General features: G+C 38.2%; 22 protein-coding genes. 17 read left to right on the top strand and 5 right to left on the bottom strand.

What is annotated here, in order from left to right:
- The first annotated feature begins 233 nt into the window (after positions 1 to 233).
- The gene (locus KHA99_RS16185; protein WP_213118503.1) at positions 234 to 1,604 is read left to right on the top strand and encodes a DJ-1/PfpI family protein; all 1,371 of its coding nucleotides are present in this window, start codon (positions 234 to 236) and stop codon (positions 1,602 to 1,604) included.
- A gap of 122 nt (positions 1,605 to 1,726) precedes the next feature.
- Positions 1,727 to 2,233, top strand: a complete 507-nt coding sequence (locus KHA99_RS16180; protein WP_213118502.1) for a hypothetical protein — start codon at positions 1,727 to 1,729, stop codon at positions 2,231 to 2,233.
- Positions 2,234 to 2,423: 190 nt separating this feature from the next.
- On the opposite strand, the gene KHA99_RS16175 is transcribed toward KHA99_RS16180, so the two are convergent.
- Positions 2,424 to 4,490, bottom strand: coding sequence for a cation:proton antiporter (locus tag KHA99_RS16175; RefSeq protein WP_213118501.1), 2,067 nt, complete (start codon positions 4,488 to 4,490; stop codon positions 2,424 to 2,426).
- Positions 4,491 to 4,821: 331 nt separating this feature from the next.
- Between KHA99_RS16175 and KHA99_RS16170 the strand changes: the two genes are divergently transcribed.
- Positions 4,822 to 4,980, top strand: a complete 159-nt coding sequence (locus KHA99_RS16170; RefSeq protein WP_213118500.1) for a hypothetical protein — start codon at positions 4,822 to 4,824, stop codon at positions 4,978 to 4,980.
- Between the two features lie 265 nt (positions 4,981 to 5,245).
- Here KHA99_RS16170 and KHA99_RS16165 read toward each other — a convergent pair whose 3' ends face one another.
- Entirely contained in the window at positions 5,246 to 5,866 is a 621-nt protein-coding gene (locus tag KHA99_RS16165; RefSeq protein ID WP_213118499.1) for an NAD(P)-dependent oxidoreductase, read from the bottom strand.
- Between the two features lie 347 nt (positions 5,867 to 6,213).
- Between KHA99_RS16165 and KHA99_RS31395 the strand changes: the two genes are divergently transcribed.
- The 13 genes from KHA99_RS31395 to KHA99_RS16100 all read left to right on the top strand — a co-directional run bounded on the left by KHA99_RS31395 (position 6,214) and on the right by KHA99_RS16100 (position 16,402).
- Positions 6,214 to 6,423, top strand: a complete 210-nt coding sequence (locus KHA99_RS31395) for a YjcZ family sporulation protein (protein WP_213118498.1) — start codon at positions 6,214 to 6,216, stop codon at positions 6,421 to 6,423.
- A 233-nt stretch (positions 6,424 to 6,656) separates the two neighbouring features.
- Positions 6,657 to 7,088 (top strand): collagen-like protein, encoded by a 432-nt coding sequence (locus KHA99_RS16155; RefSeq protein ID WP_213118497.1) that lies wholly within the window; start codon positions 6,657 to 6,659, stop codon positions 7,086 to 7,088.
- A 223-nt stretch (positions 7,089 to 7,311) separates the two neighbouring features.
- Complete coding sequence (locus tag KHA99_RS16150) at positions 7,312 to 7,659, top strand: VOC family protein (RefSeq protein WP_213118898.1); 348 nt, start codon at positions 7,312 to 7,314, stop codon at positions 7,657 to 7,659.
- Between the two features lie 719 nt (positions 7,660 to 8,378).
- Positions 8,379 to 9,023: a GntR family transcriptional regulator gene (locus KHA99_RS16145; RefSeq protein WP_213118496.1), complete on the top strand. Its 645-nt coding sequence runs from the start codon at positions 8,379 to 8,381 to the stop codon at positions 9,021 to 9,023.
- A 49-nt stretch (positions 9,024 to 9,072) separates the two neighbouring features.
- Entirely contained in the window at positions 9,073 to 10,272 is a 1,200-nt protein-coding gene (locus KHA99_RS16140) for a CaiB/BaiF CoA transferase family protein (protein ID WP_213118495.1), read from the top strand.
- Between the two features lie 65 nt (positions 10,273 to 10,337).
- Positions 10,338 to 11,237 carry a hydroxymethylglutaryl-CoA lyase gene (locus KHA99_RS16135; RefSeq protein ID WP_213118494.1) on the top strand — a complete coding sequence of 300 codons (900 nt, stop codon included), beginning with the start codon at positions 10,338 to 10,340 and terminating at the stop codon, positions 11,235 to 11,237.
- Between the two features lie 144 nt (positions 11,238 to 11,381).
- On the top strand, positions 11,382 to 12,440 hold the full coding sequence (locus KHA99_RS16130) for a TRAP transporter substrate-binding protein (protein WP_213118493.1): 1,059 nt from the start codon (positions 11,382 to 11,384) through the stop codon (positions 12,438 to 12,440).
- An 87-nt stretch (positions 12,441 to 12,527) separates the two neighbouring features.
- Complete coding sequence (locus KHA99_RS16125; RefSeq protein ID WP_213118492.1) at positions 12,528 to 13,034, top strand: TRAP transporter small permease; 507 nt, start codon at positions 12,528 to 12,530, stop codon at positions 13,032 to 13,034.
- Positions 13,031 to 14,311 (top strand): TRAP transporter large permease, encoded by a 1,281-nt coding sequence (locus KHA99_RS16120; protein WP_213118491.1) that lies wholly within the window; start codon positions 13,031 to 13,033, stop codon positions 14,309 to 14,311. The genes KHA99_RS16125 and KHA99_RS16120 overlap by 4 nt, the downstream gene beginning before the upstream one ends.
- A gap of 310 nt (positions 14,312 to 14,621) precedes the next feature.
- Positions 14,622 to 14,822: a cold-shock protein gene (locus tag KHA99_RS16115; protein WP_027322326.1), complete on the top strand. Its 201-nt coding sequence runs from the start codon at positions 14,622 to 14,624 to the stop codon at positions 14,820 to 14,822.
- A gap of 290 nt (positions 14,823 to 15,112) precedes the next feature.
- Positions 15,113 to 15,253 carry a DUF3934 domain-containing protein gene (locus tag KHA99_RS16110; RefSeq protein WP_213118490.1) on the top strand — a complete coding sequence of 47 codons (141 nt, stop codon included), beginning with the start codon at positions 15,113 to 15,115 and terminating at the stop codon, positions 15,251 to 15,253.
- A gap of 264 nt (positions 15,254 to 15,517) precedes the next feature.
- Positions 15,518 to 15,730 carry a YkvA family protein gene (locus KHA99_RS31530; RefSeq protein ID WP_372447608.1) on the top strand — a complete coding sequence of 71 codons (213 nt, stop codon included), beginning with the start codon at positions 15,518 to 15,520 and terminating at the stop codon, positions 15,728 to 15,730.
- A 285-nt stretch (positions 15,731 to 16,015) separates the two neighbouring features.
- A complete protein-coding gene (locus KHA99_RS16100; protein WP_213118489.1) occupies positions 16,016 to 16,402 on the top strand; it encodes a hypothetical protein in 387 nt (128 codons plus the stop codon).
- Positions 16,403 to 17,287: 885 nt separating this feature from the next.
- Here KHA99_RS16100 and KHA99_RS16095 read toward each other — a convergent pair.
- Both KHA99_RS16095 and KHA99_RS31710 read right to left on the bottom strand, forming a co-directional pair.
- Complete coding sequence (locus KHA99_RS16095; protein WP_213118488.1) at positions 17,288 to 17,593, bottom strand: heterocycloanthracin/sonorensin family bacteriocin; 306 nt, start codon at positions 17,591 to 17,593, stop codon at positions 17,288 to 17,290.
- A 214-nt stretch (positions 17,594 to 17,807) separates the two neighbouring features.
- Positions 17,808 to 18,323 carry an alpha-helical endospore appendage domain-containing protein gene (locus KHA99_RS31710; protein ID WP_504740124.1) on the bottom strand — a complete coding sequence of 172 codons (516 nt, stop codon included), beginning with the start codon at positions 18,321 to 18,323 and terminating at the stop codon, positions 17,808 to 17,810.
- Between the two features lie 472 nt (positions 18,324 to 18,795).
- On the opposite strand from KHA99_RS31710, the gene KHA99_RS16085 reads away from it, so the two are divergent.
- Positions 18,796 to 18,975 (top strand): hypothetical protein, encoded by a 180-nt coding sequence (locus tag KHA99_RS16085; protein ID WP_213118487.1) that lies wholly within the window; start codon positions 18,796 to 18,798, stop codon positions 18,973 to 18,975.
- A 161-nt stretch (positions 18,976 to 19,136) separates the two neighbouring features.
- Here KHA99_RS16085 and KHA99_RS16080 read toward each other — a convergent pair whose 3' ends face one another.
- Positions 19,137 to 19,304, bottom strand: a complete 168-nt coding sequence (locus KHA99_RS16080) for a hypothetical protein (RefSeq protein ID WP_213118486.1) — start codon at positions 19,302 to 19,304, stop codon at positions 19,137 to 19,139.
- Between the last annotated feature and the right edge of the window lie 73 nt (positions 19,305 to 19,377).

Genomic DNA, 19,377 nt, shown 5'->3' with positions numbered 1-19,377 from the left:
TTTTTATATAAATAATTGTATAAATACAATAATTGTGTATTGACAATGGATAAAAATGTTTTATATTTGTATATATACAATATTTATTATTAAGCAATTAAATAAATGATCTTGGTTATAATAAAATTGGTCTAGTCTGGCATCATATTGTCTTGAAAAGGCGGGTGTTTATTTAGATGGAGTAGTTTTTCTTAGTGAAAAAATAAAAAAATATTAAATAGAGGAGAATCAAAATGAAGTTATTATTACGTGTAGTTGTCTATATAATGACGTTCGTTATATTTTTTGGAGGGATTGGTGTGTATGGATATATTCGCACCAATCAGGAATATTGGAATCCTACTCGACAATCACCAATCCCTGATTTACAACGCGTGAGTGTGCCTGAACATAATCCAAAAAAACCAACTGTAGCTGTGATTTTATCCAATCAGACCACCGAAGTGTTTGATTTTATGGTTCCTTATGAAATGTTTGCGATGACTGAATCCTATAACGTGTATGCAGTTGCTCCGGACAAAAATATGAAAACCCTCTCTGGGGGCTTGGATCTGATTCCGCACTATTCTTTTGATGAACTGGATCGATTATTAGGAAAAAGTCCAGACCTTATTGTAATCCCCGCCATGCCTATAGTTGACGAAGTAAAGTATAAACCTGTCCGGGAATGGATTCGAAAACATTCTGATACAGAGTTGTTAAGCATTTGCGCTGGAGGGTTGAATCTGGCGGATACAGGTCTATTAAAAGGGAAAGAAGCAACAACTGACTGGAAAAGTTTTGATTATCAAGAAGTTAATAAATATCCTGATACAAAGTGGAGAAGGGATTTGCGTTATGTTGTAGACGGGAACATGGTTTCTTCAGCTGCAATTACTTCTGGAATCGATGCCGTCCTCTATGTGATTTCAAAGCAATTAGGCGAACCAATGGCGGAGAAAATAGCAAATAAGATCCATTACCCTTCATATCATTTCGTGAAAAATCCAAAGGTAGATCCATATTATGTGGATGGAAGTGAATTGATTTATACGTTCAACACAGCATTCCAATGGCACAAAAAAACAGCAGGGGTATTGTTGTATGATGGGATGGATGAGGGGGCACTTACCACGATTTTTGATACGTATGCAAATTCAGGAACAACAAAAATCTACACCGTCTCAAATGCTAAGCAGCCTATTGTTACGAAGTATCACCTTAACCTAGTTACTCGATATCACATGTGGAATGTGCCGAAGCTAGATCGAATGTTCGTTCCGGGGGAAGAAGCGAAGTCTTTAGCTGCAGAAGAAGTCAAGGATTGGAACGTAAGGGGTAACAAAGTAAACCTCGAGTTTATTCACAGCGGCTACTCAGACAGATTTATGTTTGATGTGACACTCGAAGATTTAGCGAAGCAAGAGGACGTCCTAACCGCTAAATATGGTGCCAAGCGAATAGAATATCGTGCTGAAAATCTAAAATTCCAAGGCAGTCCGTTTTCCTATGAATCTTTCGGGATACCAGTTTTAATCAGTTTAGCTGCAATACTTACAGCTTTCTTTATTGATAGAAGATTCATTCGAAAAGAGAAGAAAGGGCGTCAATCATTAGCACTTTGATCAGTCGAAATCTTCGCTTTTTATGTATCTTAATGTTGGTACATTGGTTTGTGTAGGTACTATTTTTTATCTCTCAAAGTTTTCTGAAATCTTATTGCGCATAAATACTGGGAGGGTTTCTTATGAATTCTTTTCTTTTGAATTGGGCAATATTTATTTTTATGGCTGGTCTTATACTATCTTTGCCACTTGGAGCGGTATTTTACTTGAAAAATAGTCAACTTAACGATTTTTTTACGAATCCGAGAAAACTTAAAGCGGCACATTTGGATTATATAATGCAATCATTTTCGATAGGTTTGGTCTTGCTATTAGAATTTACTATGAATATTGAGTTGCCTATATATATGGTTATTCCTTTAGCATTTGGAACGTTTTGTAACCCGTTTATTTTTTTATTAGAAGCCACTCCATTATATAAAGCAGAAGTCAGCAAAATCATTTATCGAATACTGAAAGTCATAAGCCCTGCATCCTTATTTTTTGCTTGGATTGCCATTATGATTACATCCTTGCCTGCTTATATTTCTTGGCTGCTGTTATTTTTCACACTTATGCTTGGATTAGGAATCATAACAAATAAAAAGAAACTTGCCCTCATTACAAAGGGTACTCAATTGAAAAAATGAAATATATGCCTTCCATTTAAGGCGTACAGCCTAAGTTCATAAGAATTTGGGCTATTTTTTTGTAAACAAAAAGCACCGCAAATACGGTGCAAATTGAACTGCATTTTAAGGTTCCCTGTATTGTAATTGGTATTTTAATCATGGTATTGTTATCGGTTTTTTTCAGTAAATCCAATATTAAAAGTATCATTTAATCATCATAATCTTTTTTAAAGAGTAATTCCTTTGGGACCTCAGTACCCCGAGAACCACGAATGTCTGTTTCCTTCATTTCTGTTGGGTAGAACACGATGAAGTTTTCAAGATTCATTGAAGCTATTTTTTTTGGTAAAGCCTCTAGTTGTGGGTGCCATGCTACGGTCCCCCTTCTGGCACTTAATACAATCACAAGATCAGTTGATTTAACATGATTTAAATGACTTTCATATAAGGAATTCCAGCTATCTATTGATTGGAACTCGATTCTTAAATTAGGGTGTACTTGCTTAGATGTCTTTTCGTACATGTCTAAATTATCACGAATGACAAGACCCGTCATTGTAGCACTGAGCTGTGAGGCAATGCTCTTAATAATGGATATGGAATCGCCAAAACCCGGTTTGTGCACGATATTATTTGGCAATATAAGAATGACCCTTTCCAACGTATTTAACGGTTGCTTGATATGGGTTATAAACGAGCGTTGATACGTATGTTCAAGGAAATTATCAATTACTTTCCCGAAAATTTTTCGGCCGCCTTCGCTTTCTCCATCCCACCCCACAATGATTGATGTGCTTCGTTCTTCCGTAGCAGCGCGTTCTATCCCCCTTCCAATATTATAATCCACCCGTGTCAACAGCTTAACAGAAACATCTGCCCCTGACGCATAGATGACGGAGCGCTCAAGCTTTCTTTCTGCTTGAGCTACTCCATTGTTTGCTTGTTTTAAATCTTTTTGAACGACTGATAATGGGTAAAGCGGCTCATCAGTCTTTATTGCCTTTTTTACGACAAATCCTAAATCCAGCAGGGATTCCATTGTATGTGGATTCGCCATCGGGATTAATATGCGTTCAGGAAGTGTTTCATCCATTATCGTATCCTCTTGTGCAATGGCTAATTTTCTGCCATATTTTTCGCAGAAGTAGGGGCCCATAATACAAGTAACTAAAATAATAATAATGACAGCATTTATGATTTGCTGGTCAAATAAACCAAGGCGATATCCAACAAGTGTTATGGCTAATGTTGCTGCCGCATGTGATGTAGAAAGCCCAAACATTACCTTCCTTTCCGCTTTGGAATAACCATATACTTTACCTGTTGTCCAACTGGCAAACAGTTTACTGCCTATCGCTACTATGGGGATTAACAAGGTTAGTAGTAATGCATTGGAGCTGGATACAAGAACACTAAGATCCATTAGCATACCCACGGATAACAAGAAGAATGGAATAAACAATGCATTTGCCGTAAATCTGATTCTGTTCATTAATGGACCATGATCATAAATGTATCGATTAAGGGCTAGACCGGCCAAGAATGCGCCAATAATTGGTTCCAAGCCCACAAATAATGATATGGCCCCGGCGACGAATAAAATGGCCAGGACAAAGTTAAATTCTATCGTTCCTTCATTATTGGAGCGTTTAAAGAACCACTTTGTCAGGTGAGGGGTGAAAATGAGAACAACTACAGCAAAGACCGTTGTTGCAATAATCAAGTACATCCAAAATCCAAGTGTTAAATTTCCTTCAGCTGCCCCTGTTATGACAGCAAGAAAAAGCATAGCTAGACTATCTGTTAATAATGTACCGCCTACCACTGTTGTAACAGCTTTGTTTTTCGCAATACCAAGCCGGCTTATGGCGGGGTACCCTAAAGGCGTATGTGAGGAAAAAATGGTGCCAAATAAAATGGCCGATAGTATACTGAGATTCAGCCATAAACCTAATATGACTCCAAGAATTAACGGGATTGAAAACGTGAGTAAGCCAAATAAAATACTGCGATTTCTGTACCTTTTGAAACCATCTAGATCCAGCTCAAGTCCTGCTATAAACATAATAAACAATAATCCGACTGTTCCAAGCAATTGGATTGTTGAATCACGTGCCAATATTTCCAGCCCGTTTGGTCCGATAATAATTCCCGCTATAATGGGACCGATAATAGCAGGTACTTTTAATTTTCCCATGAGTATAGGAAACAGCAAAAAAATTAACACGGCTAAACCAAATATGAGAACTGGCTCCTTCAGTGGTATATGCAGCATAAATCCTCCTCACTTTCGTCAAACATCAGCTGTTTTTATTGGATATTTATAAACCTATTAGAAAACCACTGGTATCATTCGTGAAAATTCAATAGCTGACTTTTTTAACTTTGTAACGAGCGGTTTACTTAAAGTGGAAGGATTTTGATCAAAAGGGCACATTGTGAAGGTATGTACTTACGAACGGGGGCAAGAGTTAAAAGATGGGATCGCTGTGGCGATCTATTTTCTTGCGGAGCTAACGTTGTAGTTTTGTTTTAAAATATTGTAAAAAAAGGTTAAATTTGTAATATAATATTAGTAACTCATTGGTTATTTTGGAGGTGTTATGATGATTTGGATTTATATATTTATACCTGTCATTATATTGGCTGGAATAGCCATCTATTTTGATAAAAAATCTGGGGCGACATCACCAGATGAAAGAACAGCTGATAAGTTAGAGGAATATCCACCGGAAAATCCTTTCGGACCCTATTTTGGACCTTAAAATGATTCAAATACAACATTTCAAAGACAATGTGAAGGATTGTACTTAAACGGATGCTTAAGTTCAATTTGGTGCGGGAAAGTAACCTAATGATCGCTGCGGCGGTCTTTTCTTTTTGAAGTAACTTCACTTTAGTTCAAAAGGTAAACTTATGGATTTGCATAAATAACCTATAATTTTCTTAAAGAGGGGGGATTATTGCTGCATCCCCTTTTCTTTGTCAATAAACCAGTTAATCCAATATGAAAATAGTATAAGAATAATATTAATAGGCGATACCTACACGTGATTTTATATAATCGCTTGCATTTATCTGTTTAAAGGTAAATTCTGCTGTATCCGGTACGGATATTTCAGCTCCACCCTCCGGCAAAAAGTTTCGCTCTATTCGATATTTGCCTACCCTTTCTCCATCCGGCAAGTACGTAGGACAGACAATCGTCCAATCGAGGGTTGATTGTTTGAGCATATCGTACACTTTATGATGTTCTATCGCTGCACGGGTTGACTTCCGCTTCGATTCGATTGATTGATAACGCAGAGAATTTGGCGTGGTTCTGCTTTGCAAAATACCCGCAGTTCCTATAGTTATGATTCGTTTTATACCTTCGTTTTCCATTGCTTCGATAATAAATGGCATACTTTCTGATAGAGTAGTTGTGCCATCAGTATTTAATGCACTAATAACTACATCAATCCCGTGCATTACACGTACGATATCATCTTTGTTTAAAACATTCCCTTGAAAAATGGTTAAATTTTCATTATTTATTTGAAACTTCTCTGGAGTGCGAACTAATACAGTAACATGATGTCTGTCATGAAGGGCATAAGTCACTATTTGACTTCCAACTCGTCCAGTTGCACCTAAAATTAAAATATTCATAAGAATGAGGCTCCTTTTGTGTCTTGTTCAACTAACAGGGGCTTGAGTTATACAAGGGGGTGCAGCGGCAGCTCCTTTAATTATTGAGCTAACGAAGCAGTTGAAGAATATCTGAAGAAAAAAGCACACTTTTTACAAAGGATGACACTCTAGTTATTTCCTTTGGCTTTAATCTTCTTCTTTTGAAATCAATTGCCTGCCGCCATATGGTATTTTCATTACTAAAAAGTGATCGTCACTATGTCATGCCTATATATAATATAGACGGGCTCCAATTTCCTCTCTGAGTGTAATATATAGTGTAATGTCATTTTAGCTCGCCATACATTCGAAAGGAAGTGTAAAAAATGAATAATGCCTTCCCGATTTCAAATGCCTTACCAAATGCCTTACCGAATGCCTTGCCGATTACTCCTCTTCCCCAGCCATTGTCTTACTCCTATGCAGCTCCTGTTTATGCAGGTTGTTTTCCTGTACATGGGTGCGGTGAATTTATACTCATAGTGGTGTTGTTTATTTTATTAATCATTGTTGGTGCAGTTTGTTTCTGTGGTTAAAAAGATATGACTGTATTTATTAATAATCCTCATCTTTACTACGGATGAGGATTATTTTTCTTTAAACTTATGCAAATAACATACTGCCATAAACAACATTTTTTTATTGCCAAATACAATATTTTTCGAAAGCAAATGGGAAGTAAATTAGACTGTGAATAAGCTTCACAAAAGAACACTATAACATACTAATACTTTAGAGATTTATTTAAGATAAGGTGGTGATCTATTAAATGTATAATCAGACAGTATACTCCTATATAAATTATGATCAGCAATTGGAGCGTCAATTTCCAAGTTTACCAGTGCCATCGTTCCCAGGATTATCAGGTTTATCAAGTTTATCAGGTTTACCAGGACCTGAGTTTGGGGGACCAACAGGATTACCAGGTCTACCCGGCTCACAAATTCCACAAGCCCCGACTACTCCCCCTCCGTCATTTATTCCTCAACAAGTAGCTGCTACACCATATGCTGTTGATCCAGGAGCAATTAGATTGTGCCAGTTTCGTAATACTTTTATATGGCTCAACAATGGAGAAGCGTTTTGGTTTTATCCCATTTTAGTAGGTCCAAGATCTGTTGCTGGTTTCAGATGGAATGGTTGGTCCTGGACGATTTTTGGTATTGATACAAGGAGAATTATTTCGTTTACGTGTTATTAAAAACAATAATTTTCGAGGGCGATGCTTGAATAAGGGCATCTCCTTTGGCTTGTTTGATTATAAATCGATTGTGAAGAATTACATAACGAGGGCGTTTCTACAATAGTGGAGACGCCTTTTTACTAACGAAAGCTGGTTGAAGAAGGAATTTATTTTTATTTCTTGAATTTCTAATTTAATAGAAAAAATAATAGAAATTAGAGAAGGGAGCGAGGTTATTATGATAATAAAAGGTTTCGGGGGAATATTTTGGAGGACTAAAAATCTAGATGCTATAAAAAAATGGTACAGTGAAGTGTTAAAGATTGAAATTGATGAGTGGAATGGGACTATTATTAAACCCGATTCAGGAAATGAAACGATCTTTTCTTTCTTTACTGAAGATGACCCTTACTTCCCGACAGAGCAGCAAGTGATGTTAAATTTCCAAGTTTATAATATAGAAGAGACTATTAAGCATCTTGAAAAGATTGGTGTACCTCTTGCTAAGGAAAAAGAGATTAGTGAATTTGGTAAGTTTATTTGGATTAAAGATCCTGAAGGTAGACTGGTTGAGCTATGGGAGAGATAAAGGGTTGGAATTATTCATATTTTCTTGAATAAACGGATGTGAAACAAGGAGCTGTAGTTGCGGCTCCTTTTTCTTGTTCCACTAACGTTGCATGCTGAATACTTCATTAACGAATTGGGTTGTTTGTGGTAAAATTTAAGTGATAGGAGGGATTTTTTGGAATTTGTTATGATTTTAGTCGCTTTTATAGTTTGTATGGCTATTGGTTCGGTACTAAATATATTATTAAAGACCACCAAAAAATTAAATTGGCTCATAACCTTCTTGATAAGTCTGTGTGTATCATTATTTGTTCAAATCTTAAACATGATCTAAAAAAGTCCAATTAAGATAAAAAATAAATTTCAACTAATGGGTGCGGTGAGACCTGAACTGATACCGCGGAATGGGACAAGAGAACCGTCCCTATGCATCATCTTGCAACAATTGGTTTATTAAAAGTTAAAGAATAAGCGCAAATGATCTCCTCCTATAATCAGGATAGGGATTATTTACGCTTATTTTTTTTGTAATTATAGATATATTCTGCATTCCTGGCATTAGCCAGTTTCGATATTGGGAGTATTTATATAAACTTTGTAGGTTTATTTCCGGAAAAAATATTCAGAAGATATTAAATAAACTGATTGTTAACCGTTGACAGTTAACTGCAATTATCCTACTATTAAAAATAGTTTGATAAAACGCTTGAAAAGTGTTCGGAAAAGGAGGCGCTTTCATTGGAATCGATTGTTAGAGATACACTAAATACCCAAATCTATCAAATATTAAAAAAACGTTTATTGGAAGGTGACTACTTTCCTGGTGATAGATTGGTAGAAGCAAAACTTGCGGAAGAATTCGGTACTAGCCGCGGACCGGTGCGTGAAGCTTTAAAAATCCTTATTCAAGATGAGTTGCTTGTGCAAAAGGGGAACGCAATACATGTGTTTAGCCCTTCAACATCCGATATGATTGATATTTATCAAGTTCGGCAGCAAATGGAATCGCTCGCAGCTAAATTAGCTGCTCAAAAAATTGAATCTTCAGAATTAAAAATGCTTGAAAAGATCGTTGAAGAAACTAAAACAGCATGGTTAAAACAGGATAAAAATCAAGTAGTGGAATTGAGTATCAAATTTCATGAGATTATCCTGAAGGCATCCGGTAACCGCCAGCTGATTTCATTAACAAATATGATTCGGGATAAAGTTACCTATCTAAGGAACAGTGTTGTTAAAGAAGCCATGCGAGATGAGAGTCCTATCGAAGAACATTCACGCATCCTGTCAGCACTTAAAGAAAGGAATGGGGATAAAGCTGCAAAGGTAATGCTTGAACACATTGAGCATGATTTATTGGCACTTATATCACTCTATAAGTAGAATTCTTCTTTAACGTTAAATAGGTTTAGATTATGGGAGCTGAATACAAATGGGAAAAAAAGCATTGGAAGGTTTAAGAGTGCTGGAAATGGGACAGCTAATTGCCGGTCCATTTGCCTCTCGGTTATTAGCTGAATTTGGTGCTGAGGTTATAAAAGTCGAACCTCCAGCTAAGGGTGATCCAATCCGAACATGGCGGGTTATGGAAAACGGTACAAGTCTATGGTGGTATGTTCAATCCAGAAATAAAAAGTCCATTACAATCGACCTGAAGCACCCTGAAGGACAAGAGCTGATACGCGGGCTGGTGAAAGAAATTGATATTTTAATAGAGAATTTTCGCCCTGGAACATTGGAAAAGTGGGGTCTCGGATACGAGGAATTAAAAAAAATTAACCCAGGTCTGGTTATGATTCGGGTGTCCGGGTATGGCCAAGATGGTCCGTACAAAGATAAACCGGGTTTTGGATCGATTGGGGAAGCAATGGGAGGTCTTCGCTATATCACGGGATATCAAGATCGTCCGCCGGTACGAGTAGGTGTAAGTCTTGGAGATTCCTTGTCATCGCTTTATGCTGTGATAGGTGCATTAATGGCGGTTTACCATCGTGATGTGAATGGTACAGGTGAGGGGCAGGTAATAGACGTTGCCCTATATGAATCGGTGTTTAGTTTATTGGAAAGTGTTCTTCCTGAATACGACCGTGCAGGATTGATTCGTGAAAGGTCGGGAAGCATGCTGCCGGGAATTACACCATCGAATACATATGTTTGTGCGGATGGTACGTATATCGTTATTGGTGCGAATGGAGATGCCATTTTTAAAAGGCTTATGTATGCAATGGGACGAGAGGACATTGCCGAGGATCCGCGCTTTGATAACAATGCCAAACGATCTGAACATGCTGTATTCTTAGACGGTCTTATCGAAGAATGGACTAAAAGTTTGCCATTCGCGGTAGTAAAGGAGAGTTTGGATAAAGCGGGGGTCCCGGCGGGTTCCATTTATTCTGTGGAGGATATAGTAAATGACCCGCATTATCAAGCCAGGAAAATGATTCAGGAAGTAGCCGTTGATGGTCTTGGCATGTTGAAGATGCCTGGAATTGTACCAAAGATGAGTGAAACCCCTGGTGAAATCCAGTGGGCAGGACCAGAATTGGGGCAGCACACCGATGATGTTCTCGGCGGGAAGCTTGGCATGACTGAAGAGCAAATAGAGGATCTAAAAGCAAAAGGGGTTATTTAAGAGAAAAACGATCCCATCCAATTGATAAAGTTTGGAATTTCTTAAAATAAAAGAGGGGATGTCTTATGAGCCTTCCGGATAAAGTAGAAATAATAGAAGTCGGACCCAGGGACGGGATTCAGAATGAATTTAATTTTATCCCGACCGAAAAGAAAATAGAGCTAATCAATGCACTTAGCAAAACTGGAATCAAACGGATGGAAGCAGTTTCTTTCGTTCATCCGAAATATGTGCCGCAAATGAAGGACGCAAATGAAGTTCTAAACGGCATAGAAAAAAGCCCTTCCGTTCAATATATGGCGTTGATTCCTAATAAGAAGGGGTATGACCGGGCGATAGAGAGCGGCGTCAATTCACTATCACTGGTAGTAGGTGCAAGTGACAGCTTTAATTTAAAAAATGTAAAAATGAGCCGGGAGCAATCTATTACTAATCTTGCAACGGTAATAGAGAAAGCAAAAGCAAATGATATTTTTATCCGCTATAGTATTGCAACTGCTTTTTGGTGCCCGTTTGAGGGAAAAGTAGATGCTGACCTGGTTCTCAAAATGGTCGAGGAAGCAGAAATGCTCGGTGCAGATGAAATTGTTCTTGCCGACACCATAGGAAGAGCGAATCCAAAGCAGGTGTTTGAGTTATTTCAGGCTGCCCTTTCATTAAAAACAAAGTCAAGTATTTCGGCTCATTTTCACGATACATATGGCATGGCACTGGGAAATGTAATGGCTGCATTAGAAGCGGGGATCACTCGTTTTGATGCTTCTATCGGCGGTCTTGGCGGGTGCCCATTTGCTCCAGGTGCAGCTGGCAATGCGGCAACAGAGGATCTTGTTTTCATGCTGCATGAAATGGGCATTGATACGGGAATTGACCTCGGGCAGCTTCTAGCTTGCATCGAATTACTGAAACCATTTACAAATCGCGAATTGACGGGTCATCTTCATAAAGTAAAAGGTTTCCAATGAGGAACACAATAACCTTTTGAGTTGTTCTTAGCAAGCTTACGAGGGATGCACAATACGGGATTAGTTTAAATGTTTAATAGGATATCTCTATTGGATTAAGCAGGTTTTGCAGAAAAGAAAAATAATTGGGGGAAGGGATTTAAAATGAAGAAGGTAATTTCAAGTTTTCTAGCCTTAATTTTATTAATGGGAATTTTGACAGCTTGTGGAGGAAAGGCAACAAATCAAGCAGCCTCTACAAAAGGGGAAAAAGCCGAAAGCAACAGCGGCGGAGACGGGTACGAAGAAGCTACCATTCGTTTAGCGTACAATCTTCCTCAAGACCATCACATTTCTGTGGGTATTGAAGAATTTGCAAAAAAGGTTACTGAAAAATCTGGCGGTAAGGTAAAAGTGCAAGTATATCCAGCTGGACAGTTATTAAGCGATAAGGAAATGAACCAGTCGATTCTGACAGGCGGGGTAGAGATGGGTTTAAACTCGTCAACACTTTGGGCTTCAACCGTTCCTTCCATGGGTATCTTTGACGTCCCTTATGTTTTTCATGATTATGACGCTGCTGGTAAAGCACTTTCAGGTGAAATGGGTAACAAACTAAAGTCTGCTATGGAACAAAAGGGTGCAAAGGTATTATTATTTGCTGACTATGGTTACGCTCAATTTGCTAATAATGTTAGACCGCTTAAATCACCTGGAGATTTTAAAGGCTTAAAGATCAGAAGTATTGGCGAAATTCCATCAGAATTAATTAAAGCATATGGAGCTTCTCCAGTGTTTATGGGCGCCGGGGAAGTTTATATGGCATTACAGCGTAATACAGTTGATGGTGCAACATCTGGAACAACTGCGATGCTACAAAGAAAATATGATGAAGTGGTTAAATATTTAACCATTAACAATTATGCATATTTGGAGTTTATTTTAGCCGTAAATAAAGGCTATTGGGATAAGCTTCCTGCCAAAACACAAAAGTTAATTGAGGAAACTGCTGCAGAAACAGAACACTCGATTCGTGAAAAAGCAAAGGCTGAAGATGCGAGAACTGCTAAAGAACTAGAAAAGAAGGGTGTAGAAGTTTACGTTGTTCCTAAAGAAGATCTAAAAGTTTGGAAGGACGCGGCTAAACCAGTATATGATATTTTCGAAAAACAAGCCGGAGATCTTGGTAAGGAACTTTTAGACCTTGCTGAAAAACAAAACTAAATTAGTAGAATTATATCATCACCTGGGAGGACGTGTCTCCCGGGTGAATTTTAATAATGTCGTTTCTGACATAGTTTGGAGGCAAAAATGGATTTATTTAAGACGCTTTATAAATTCATAGATAGAATCATTCGTCTTGGGGGAATCATTTCAGGCCTATTCGTAGTGCTTATGACAGTAATGATCTTTTATGAGATAGTGTCTCGTGCTATTTTCAATTCCCCAACAATATTTGCGACAGAATTATCCATTTATTCGTTGATTGGAAGCTGTTTTATCGGAAGTGGATACGCGTTAAGAACCTTTTCACATATTACCGTGGATCTTGTAACAAATGCGGTACCATTAAAAGTAAAAAATATTTTGGAGGTTATCTCCAATATTTTAGGGCTCCTTTTTAGTGTCATTTTCACATATTACGCAATCCTGCATGTACAAGGGACTTATACAATCGGAACAACATCCTCATCACTATTAAGGGTGCCGATGTATATACCAGAAATGATGCTTCCTATCGGCGGGGTATTGCTTTGCATGGCATTTATCTTACAAATCATTGATGGTTTAAGCCGGAAAGGAGAGACTCACACATGAATATATTTTTCCTTGGAGGAATGGGGACTCTCCTATTAATTGGTCTGCCCGTTGCCTTTACTCTAGGTTTACTTACGATAGGCGGAATGTATTTCTTTAATGGCGGAACACTAGCTTTCAATCAAATACCGATTATTTCATATAAGGCATTGGATTCATTTGAGCTAACGGCTCTTCCATTATATGTATTAATGAGCCAGATTTTATTAGTTTGCGGTGTAGGGAAAGATTTATATGAAATGGCAAGCAAATGGTTCAGACATTTGCCTGGCGGGCTTGCTATTGGAACTATTTTCTGCTGTGCCATTTTTGCTGCTATTTCAGGCTCTAGTGTCGCAACAGCTATAACGGTTGGTTCAGTGGCTCTTCCAGAAATGGTTAAACGAGGCTATACGAAAAAATATGTTTTAGGTTTAGTAGCAGCAGGCGGTACATTAGGGATTTTGATCCCGCCTAGCGTTCCGATGATTCTTTATGGAAATATCACTGGAGAATCTGTAGGTAAACTTTTCATTGCAGGTATTGTACCTGGAATAATCCTTACATTACTTTTCACCATTTTTGCCTCCTGGCAGACAAGACATATTAAGGAAGAGCCTGCTACATGGGGGGAAAGATTCGAAGCCTCCAAAAAGGCTGTATGGGGGCTAGTCCTGCCAATTATCATTATCGGCGGTATTTATTCAGGCCTGTTTACACCAACTGAAGCTGCGGCAGTGGGGGTAGTCTTTAGCTTATTAGTCGCTGGGTTAGCCTATAGAAATTTAACGTATAAAAATATGAAAGAAATCTTATTTTCAACCGTTCAAACAAATGCAATGATTCTTTTCATTATTGTTGGTGCCATGCTGCTTGGCTTTATTTTAACGGTTCTAAGAATCCCACAAACTATTACTGAAATGACTACATCATGGGATGTTTCCCCTTGGGTCATTTTTATATTAATAAATATAGTATTGTTGATTCTAGGGTGTTTCTTGGAGACGGTTTCCATTATCGTGATTACTGTTCCAATTTTATATCCAATTATTACATCTTTAGGTTTTGATCCAATCTGGTTCGCTATTATTTTGGTTGTTAATATGGAATTAGCATTAATTACACCACCTGTCGGATTAAATTTATTCGTATTAAAGGGAGTAGACAAATCTGCCTCCATGTCAGAAATTGTTAAAGGTGTTTTTCCATATGCGATTATCATGATAGTATTCATCGGACTGCTTGCGTTATTCCCAGAAATAGTCACATTCCTTACTAATACCGGAAATATAAAATAGCAAAACAACACTTGACCGGTATCTTTAGGATGCCGGTTTTTGCGCGATGCGCAGTCGCTTGGATTAATCTATTGAAGGTCATTTTCCTACGTTTAAAACTAAAGATTGTGAAGGATTGCACTTAAACGATCGGGTGCTTTAGTTAAAGAATTATGGTTCCTTGCAAATAATTTCAAAAAATGTTATTCTGATTATGAATTATTTTTGTTCGGTGTAAAGGATAGCATTAGTAAAACTTTTCGTCTTGATGATCACTGAGAGCAAGGATAGTAATACATTGTGTGTGCTAACACACTAGGAGGCAACAAACATGGAAAAAGGTAAAGTAAAATGGTTTAATGGTGAAAAAGGCTTCGGATTCATCGAACGTGAAGGTGGAGAAGACGTATTCGTTCATTTCTCAGCTATCCAAGGCGAAGGGTACAAAACATTAGAAGAAGGTCAAGAAGTGACTTTTGATGTTGAGCAAGGTCAACGTGGAGCACAAGCAGCTAACGTTCGTAAGGCTTAATAATAGTGCCAAACATGGACAGACTCTTTTTTAGAGTCTGTTTTTTATTTTTCTTAGAAAAACAAATAACCCCACTCAGGTAATGAGCAGGGTACTTGAAAACAGTAAATCAAATGGTAAACCAAGTGTAGCATATAAATTGTGGATTACCTAATTTCTTCTTTTTATTTTTTTAGAAAGAGAAAGACTCTGTTGGCAACATTTATTGCAATATGCTTGGTTAATAACCGAGTAAAATGACTAAAACTAACCAGATAGGTAACTTGACTAGATAATAATGGGGTGATTTTATGAGTAAAGCTAAAGGAAAAGGTGGAACAGGGAGAGGAACAGACAAGAAGGGTTGGAATCGTTGGCAAGCTAGTACAAACAAAAAAAAGAGTGCAAAACCTTATATAAGTAAAGGTACAAAAAAAACGGATGTTGAATGACCCCACGAGCAATAGTTAAAGTCACTTATCCGAAATAAAGCGAATACTGAATAAACGCAATTATTCAACGTGTGCGAGCTCCTTTAAAGGAGTTCGCTTTTTTCCTTTTTCAGCTAACGGGTGCTTTCCTTAAAGATTGCTAATCGAGTCGGCTTTTTTTATTGAACTAACGGAGGTTAGTTCAATAAAAAAAATCCCTTTTGTTATAATAAAAGCAAAATCTTTAATTGTTTTAGGAGATAAAATGTTTAAAAAAATTAAGGCTTGGGCGAAAAATTTAAAACGACAGATATTTATTCAGATCACCGAGTACCTTGGTTTGCAAAAGTATTTACTGCTAGTATTGTCGCTTATGCGTTCAGTCCGATTGACCTAATTCCAGATTTCATTCCCATTCTTGGCTATTTAGATGAGGTAGTTCTTCTTCCGTTTGGGATAATGTTGGTTGAAGATGATACCAAAAGATGTATTATCTGACTGTGAGGTTAAGGCAGAAGAACTAATGAGAAATGGTAAGCCGAAGAATTGGAAAGGCGGTTTAATAATAATATTGATTCGGGGCGTAATTACGGTATGGGCTGTTATAAAAATTTATCCACTTTTCAGCTAATGTGTGCTTATATTAAGCAAGATTGCTACGGCGGTCATTTTTGTTATAGAGCAAATGTCCCAAGTTATAATAGTTAATTAGACATAGTAGACTCTAATAAACAGACTATGTTAAAAATTAATGAACTAAAAACGGGCAAAGGGTGTTCGGATTTGGCAAAATTTAAAGAGCAGACTGTTCTTCTAAGAATCAGCTGGATGTTCCTTCTATTTAACGGAATTGGGATCTTGATCTTTGGAATATTAGTTGTAACGTATCCAAGGATTGCTGGTCCATATGATTTAGGATTGCTTCGAGCTCTTGGTGTTGCAACGACAGGAATGGGTTTTTTCGGTACCGTGATAACTCTTACGTCGTACAGAAGAAAAGAAAGATGGGCGTGGCTTACACTCTGGTATTATCCCACCTTTTGGACTTTGCACTTGGTTGGCGGACTGCCGCCAGGGAATGATCATATCCATCAAGTTGTTTTCATTGTTGTATCTCTCCTGGGATTGATGCTACCTTTTAGATATTTCTTCCCGCGAGAAACCGTCTAACCTTGATGGTTAAAAAACGGGATTGCTAAAGCGATCCCGTTTTCTTATTGTACTACGGGGGCTTTACTTGAATAACAGGGGCTGTTCGGCAGCTCCTTTTCTTATTCAACGGGGCAGGTGTGCGGCCGAGCCTAGGTCGTATCATATAACGGGTGGGATTCCCGTCGAGTAAGAACTTGCCATTCGCTCGTAGCGAGTCTTGGAGGACCAAAGGTAACTTTAGTCTTTAAGCGTAGACAGTTAGGTGGCGGGCCGAAAGCCAATTGGTTGAAGGGATTGAGCTCCATAATGTTAGTAAAACGAGAGGGCTGATGTTTTACCTGCAACAGAAAGCTACATTTTATCCATCGTTTAAGGCAAGATGGATAAAACCTCTCTGGAGTCAGAGACCTTGGCACGTTACACATTGATATGATACGGCAACTCGGGAGACTCTATTGGTCTTTTCTTAATGGAAGAGTATGGTGTACAAGCGATAACAAGCAAGGAAGCCAAATGCCGAATAGGGAGTCGGATAGCAGCGTAGTACCAGTGAAGTTGAGTAATGCCGATGGAGGAAAGGCTAGCTACCAGTTATCAACCTTAATAGGGACACATTTACTACACTCTGAGGTAGGAATAATGATGGAAACAAAACTATTAAGGATAGCAGAAATGTGAATGGTAACTAGGAGGAGCCGTGTGCATTAATAGTGCAAGCACGGTTCTGTAAGGGGGTGGAGTACAATCTACCGAAAGGTAGAAAGTCTCCATTCTACTCGACTAATTGAAGCAACGAATTTCAACCGTTAAGATTGTGCATTTTTAGTTTATGTACGACTTTTTGTCAATTATGATCACCAGTAAGGAAGTGCCCTACAACACACAATGCAGGGGCACTTCTTTTTATATAACAATGACTGTATCATTATAACCATAGCCATAACCATAATCATAACCATAATAGCCACCACAGCCACCACAACCGCCACAACCTACACAGCCGAAGCAACCGAAACATCGGAATCCTCCGCAACGGAAGCCGCCACATCGCATTCCACCACCACATCGCATACCTTCAAAATGACGAGGATCATTGAGGTTTGGATCAATAGGAATTAACGCACCCACTTGAAATTTATCCATTCCCAACGTTTGTAGTTGGTTTTGAAGATTCTGCGTTTTTACCCTCACCATGTATCTAATAATCACTTTAATTCAACATATGAATAGAGAGTCGGGCATGGTAATTTGTCAGATTTGTGTGAACAAAATTTTTAATGATTACGTGTACTCTCTACAACAAGTTATGATTCCTTTTAGGTCGCTGTTACCGATTTAATAGTAAGAGGCGTAGTACCAGCGCCTGTTCCTAAAGAACATAATACGTCTGTACCACTGCTCAAGGTAACTGTTCGGTAGCTGGCTAACCAAACGAACCAGACGAACCAGACGAACCATGAGAACCAGACGAACCAGACGAACCAGACGAACCATGCGAACGATGCGAACGATGCGAACGATGCGAACGATGCGAACCAGACGAACCAGACGAACCAGACGAACCAGACGAACCAGACGAACCAGACGAACGATGCGAACGATGCGAACGATGCTTTACGGAAGGACTAAGTGCGATTAAATCCAGAACGTTTTCAAACTTGAACTCAAGCAGCATTTCTTTCTTGATGACGTCACGAAGAGTTCTTTGAACACTTTCATTAATAGCAATAAGATCTGACAAAGAAACAGTTGCAGGGGAAAACTTAGTTTTTGTATGGGGTAATGTACCTAAAACAAATTGAAGTTTCTCTGCTTCTGCATTTATCAGGTGAGCGAGAGCTATTTCCTCAAGTGCGATGGAAGACAATAGCAACGGTATAGTTTGAGCGGTGCTAAGCGAAATAGTAGGCGTAATATTTGGTATGGTGGGATTTGACAATATTATTCAACTCCTTAAAATTTGTAAGTCGTTAGTCGGTACAATTTATTCATTTTACTATTAAGTGGAGCCTGTATTCCTGTTCCTGTAGGAAATATATGGGTGCAGTGGAAATGTTCTTGCCTCGTTTTGAAGATGAACAGGAAAAACTTCCTTGTAATGAGGGGGAAATTTATTTGTTCAATATTGTGAAAGTTTTCACTTAAACAAACGGGTGCTTTAGTTGAAGATCAGAAGCTGCCAGTAAGGAAACAGGCCTGTTTAGTATAACAAGAAGGAAGTAAAATTCTAGACTTTTGCTTAATACAAATACAATGAAGAATAGTTTAATAAATAGGCAAATATCTATTCCTCTGTAAATATGGACACATACACTATTTTTGAAACAATTTGAGGAGGAGATATAAAATGGAAAGACAATTCTTTGGAACCGGTATGGGTTATGGTATGGGATATGGAGGATACCCTGGTTATGGTATGGGATATGGAGGATATCCTGGTTATGGTATGGGATATGGAGGATATCATGGTTACGGTATGGGATATGGAGGATACCCATTCCATCACGGATTTGGCGGTTACCCATTCCATCACGGGTATGGCGGCTATCCATTCCATCATGGTTGCTGTTAGAGATGGTTTGAATTTTTAAGCAAATGTTTAGTAACAAGACGCAAAAAATAATTGCAAAATTATGTTAAAGATGGGATGTCTGCGGCGATCCCGTTTTCTTATCGTGCTAACAGGGCAGTTTTGAAGAATCAATTAATGATTAACGTTGCACTTGACAAAAAATTGCGAAGCAGGGGGGAGTTATCTCCCCCATAGTCTTGTGGTATTAAGTGGTACTATAACTCGTCCGTTTATTTGTTTATGAATGATTGGGTTTTTAAAAGGATCATATTCCTCACTATCATTAACAGAGGAACGAGCCCGTACATCTATACCTAATATGCTTCGGATGCCATTGCTGTTTGTCATTTAATCATCTCCTTCTATAGGTATTGATGTAATTATTTTCTTTTAAACAATAAAAAATACCTAAAAGAAGATG

Origin of the sequence: Neobacillus rhizophilus, assembly GCF_018343535.1 — a bacterium.
GTDB lineage: Bacteria > Bacillota > Bacilli > Bacillales > Cytobacillaceae > Neobacillus > Neobacillus rhizophilus.
This window is presented reverse-complemented; position numbering and strand designations above follow the sequence as displayed.

Coding starts and splice junctions, on each gene's coding strand:
- KHA99_RS16185 (WP_213118503.1), top strand. CDS start 234: ATGAAGTTATTATTACGTGTAGTTGTCTATATAATGACGTTCGTTATA.
- KHA99_RS16180 (WP_213118502.1), top strand. CDS start 1,727: ATGAATTCTTTTCTTTTGAATTGGGCAATATTTATTTTTATGGCTGGT.
- KHA99_RS16175 (WP_213118501.1), bottom strand. CDS start 4,490: ATGCTGCATATACCACTGAAGGAGCCAGTTCTCATATTTGGTTTAGCC.
- KHA99_RS16170 (WP_213118500.1), top strand. CDS start 4,822: ATGATTTGGATTTATATATTTATACCTGTCATTATATTGGCTGGAATA.
- KHA99_RS16165 (WP_213118499.1), bottom strand. CDS start 5,866: ATGAATATTTTAATTTTAGGTGCAACTGGACGAGTTGGAAGTCAAATA.
- KHA99_RS31395 (WP_213118498.1), top strand. CDS start 6,214: ATGAATAATGCCTTCCCGATTTCAAATGCCTTACCAAATGCCTTACCG.
- KHA99_RS16155 (WP_213118497.1), top strand. CDS start 6,657: ATGTATAATCAGACAGTATACTCCTATATAAATTATGATCAGCAATTG.
- KHA99_RS16140 (WP_213118495.1), top strand. CDS start 9,073: ATGGGAAAAAAAGCATTGGAAGGTTTAAGAGTGCTGGAAATGGGACAG.
- KHA99_RS16135 (WP_213118494.1), top strand. CDS start 10,338: ATGAGCCTTCCGGATAAAGTAGAAATAATAGAAGTCGGACCCAGGGAC.
- KHA99_RS16130 (WP_213118493.1), top strand. CDS start 11,382: ATGAAGAAGGTAATTTCAAGTTTTCTAGCCTTAATTTTATTAATGGGA.
- KHA99_RS16125 (WP_213118492.1), top strand. CDS start 12,528: ATGGATTTATTTAAGACGCTTTATAAATTCATAGATAGAATCATTCGT.
- KHA99_RS16120 (WP_213118491.1), top strand. CDS start 13,031: ATGAATATATTTTTCCTTGGAGGAATGGGGACTCTCCTATTAATTGGT.
- KHA99_RS16115 (WP_027322326.1), top strand. CDS start 14,622: ATGGAAAAAGGTAAAGTAAAATGGTTTAATGGTGAAAAAGGCTTCGGA.
- KHA99_RS16110 (WP_213118490.1), top strand. CDS start 15,113: ATGAGTAAAGCTAAAGGAAAAGGTGGAACAGGGAGAGGAACAGACAAG.
- KHA99_RS16085 (WP_213118487.1), top strand. CDS start 18,796: ATGGTATGGGATATGGAGGATATCCTGGTTATGGTATGGGATATGGAG.
- KHA99_RS16080 (WP_213118486.1), bottom strand. CDS start 19,304: ATGACAAACAGCAATGGCATCCGAAGCATATTAGGTATAGATGTACGG.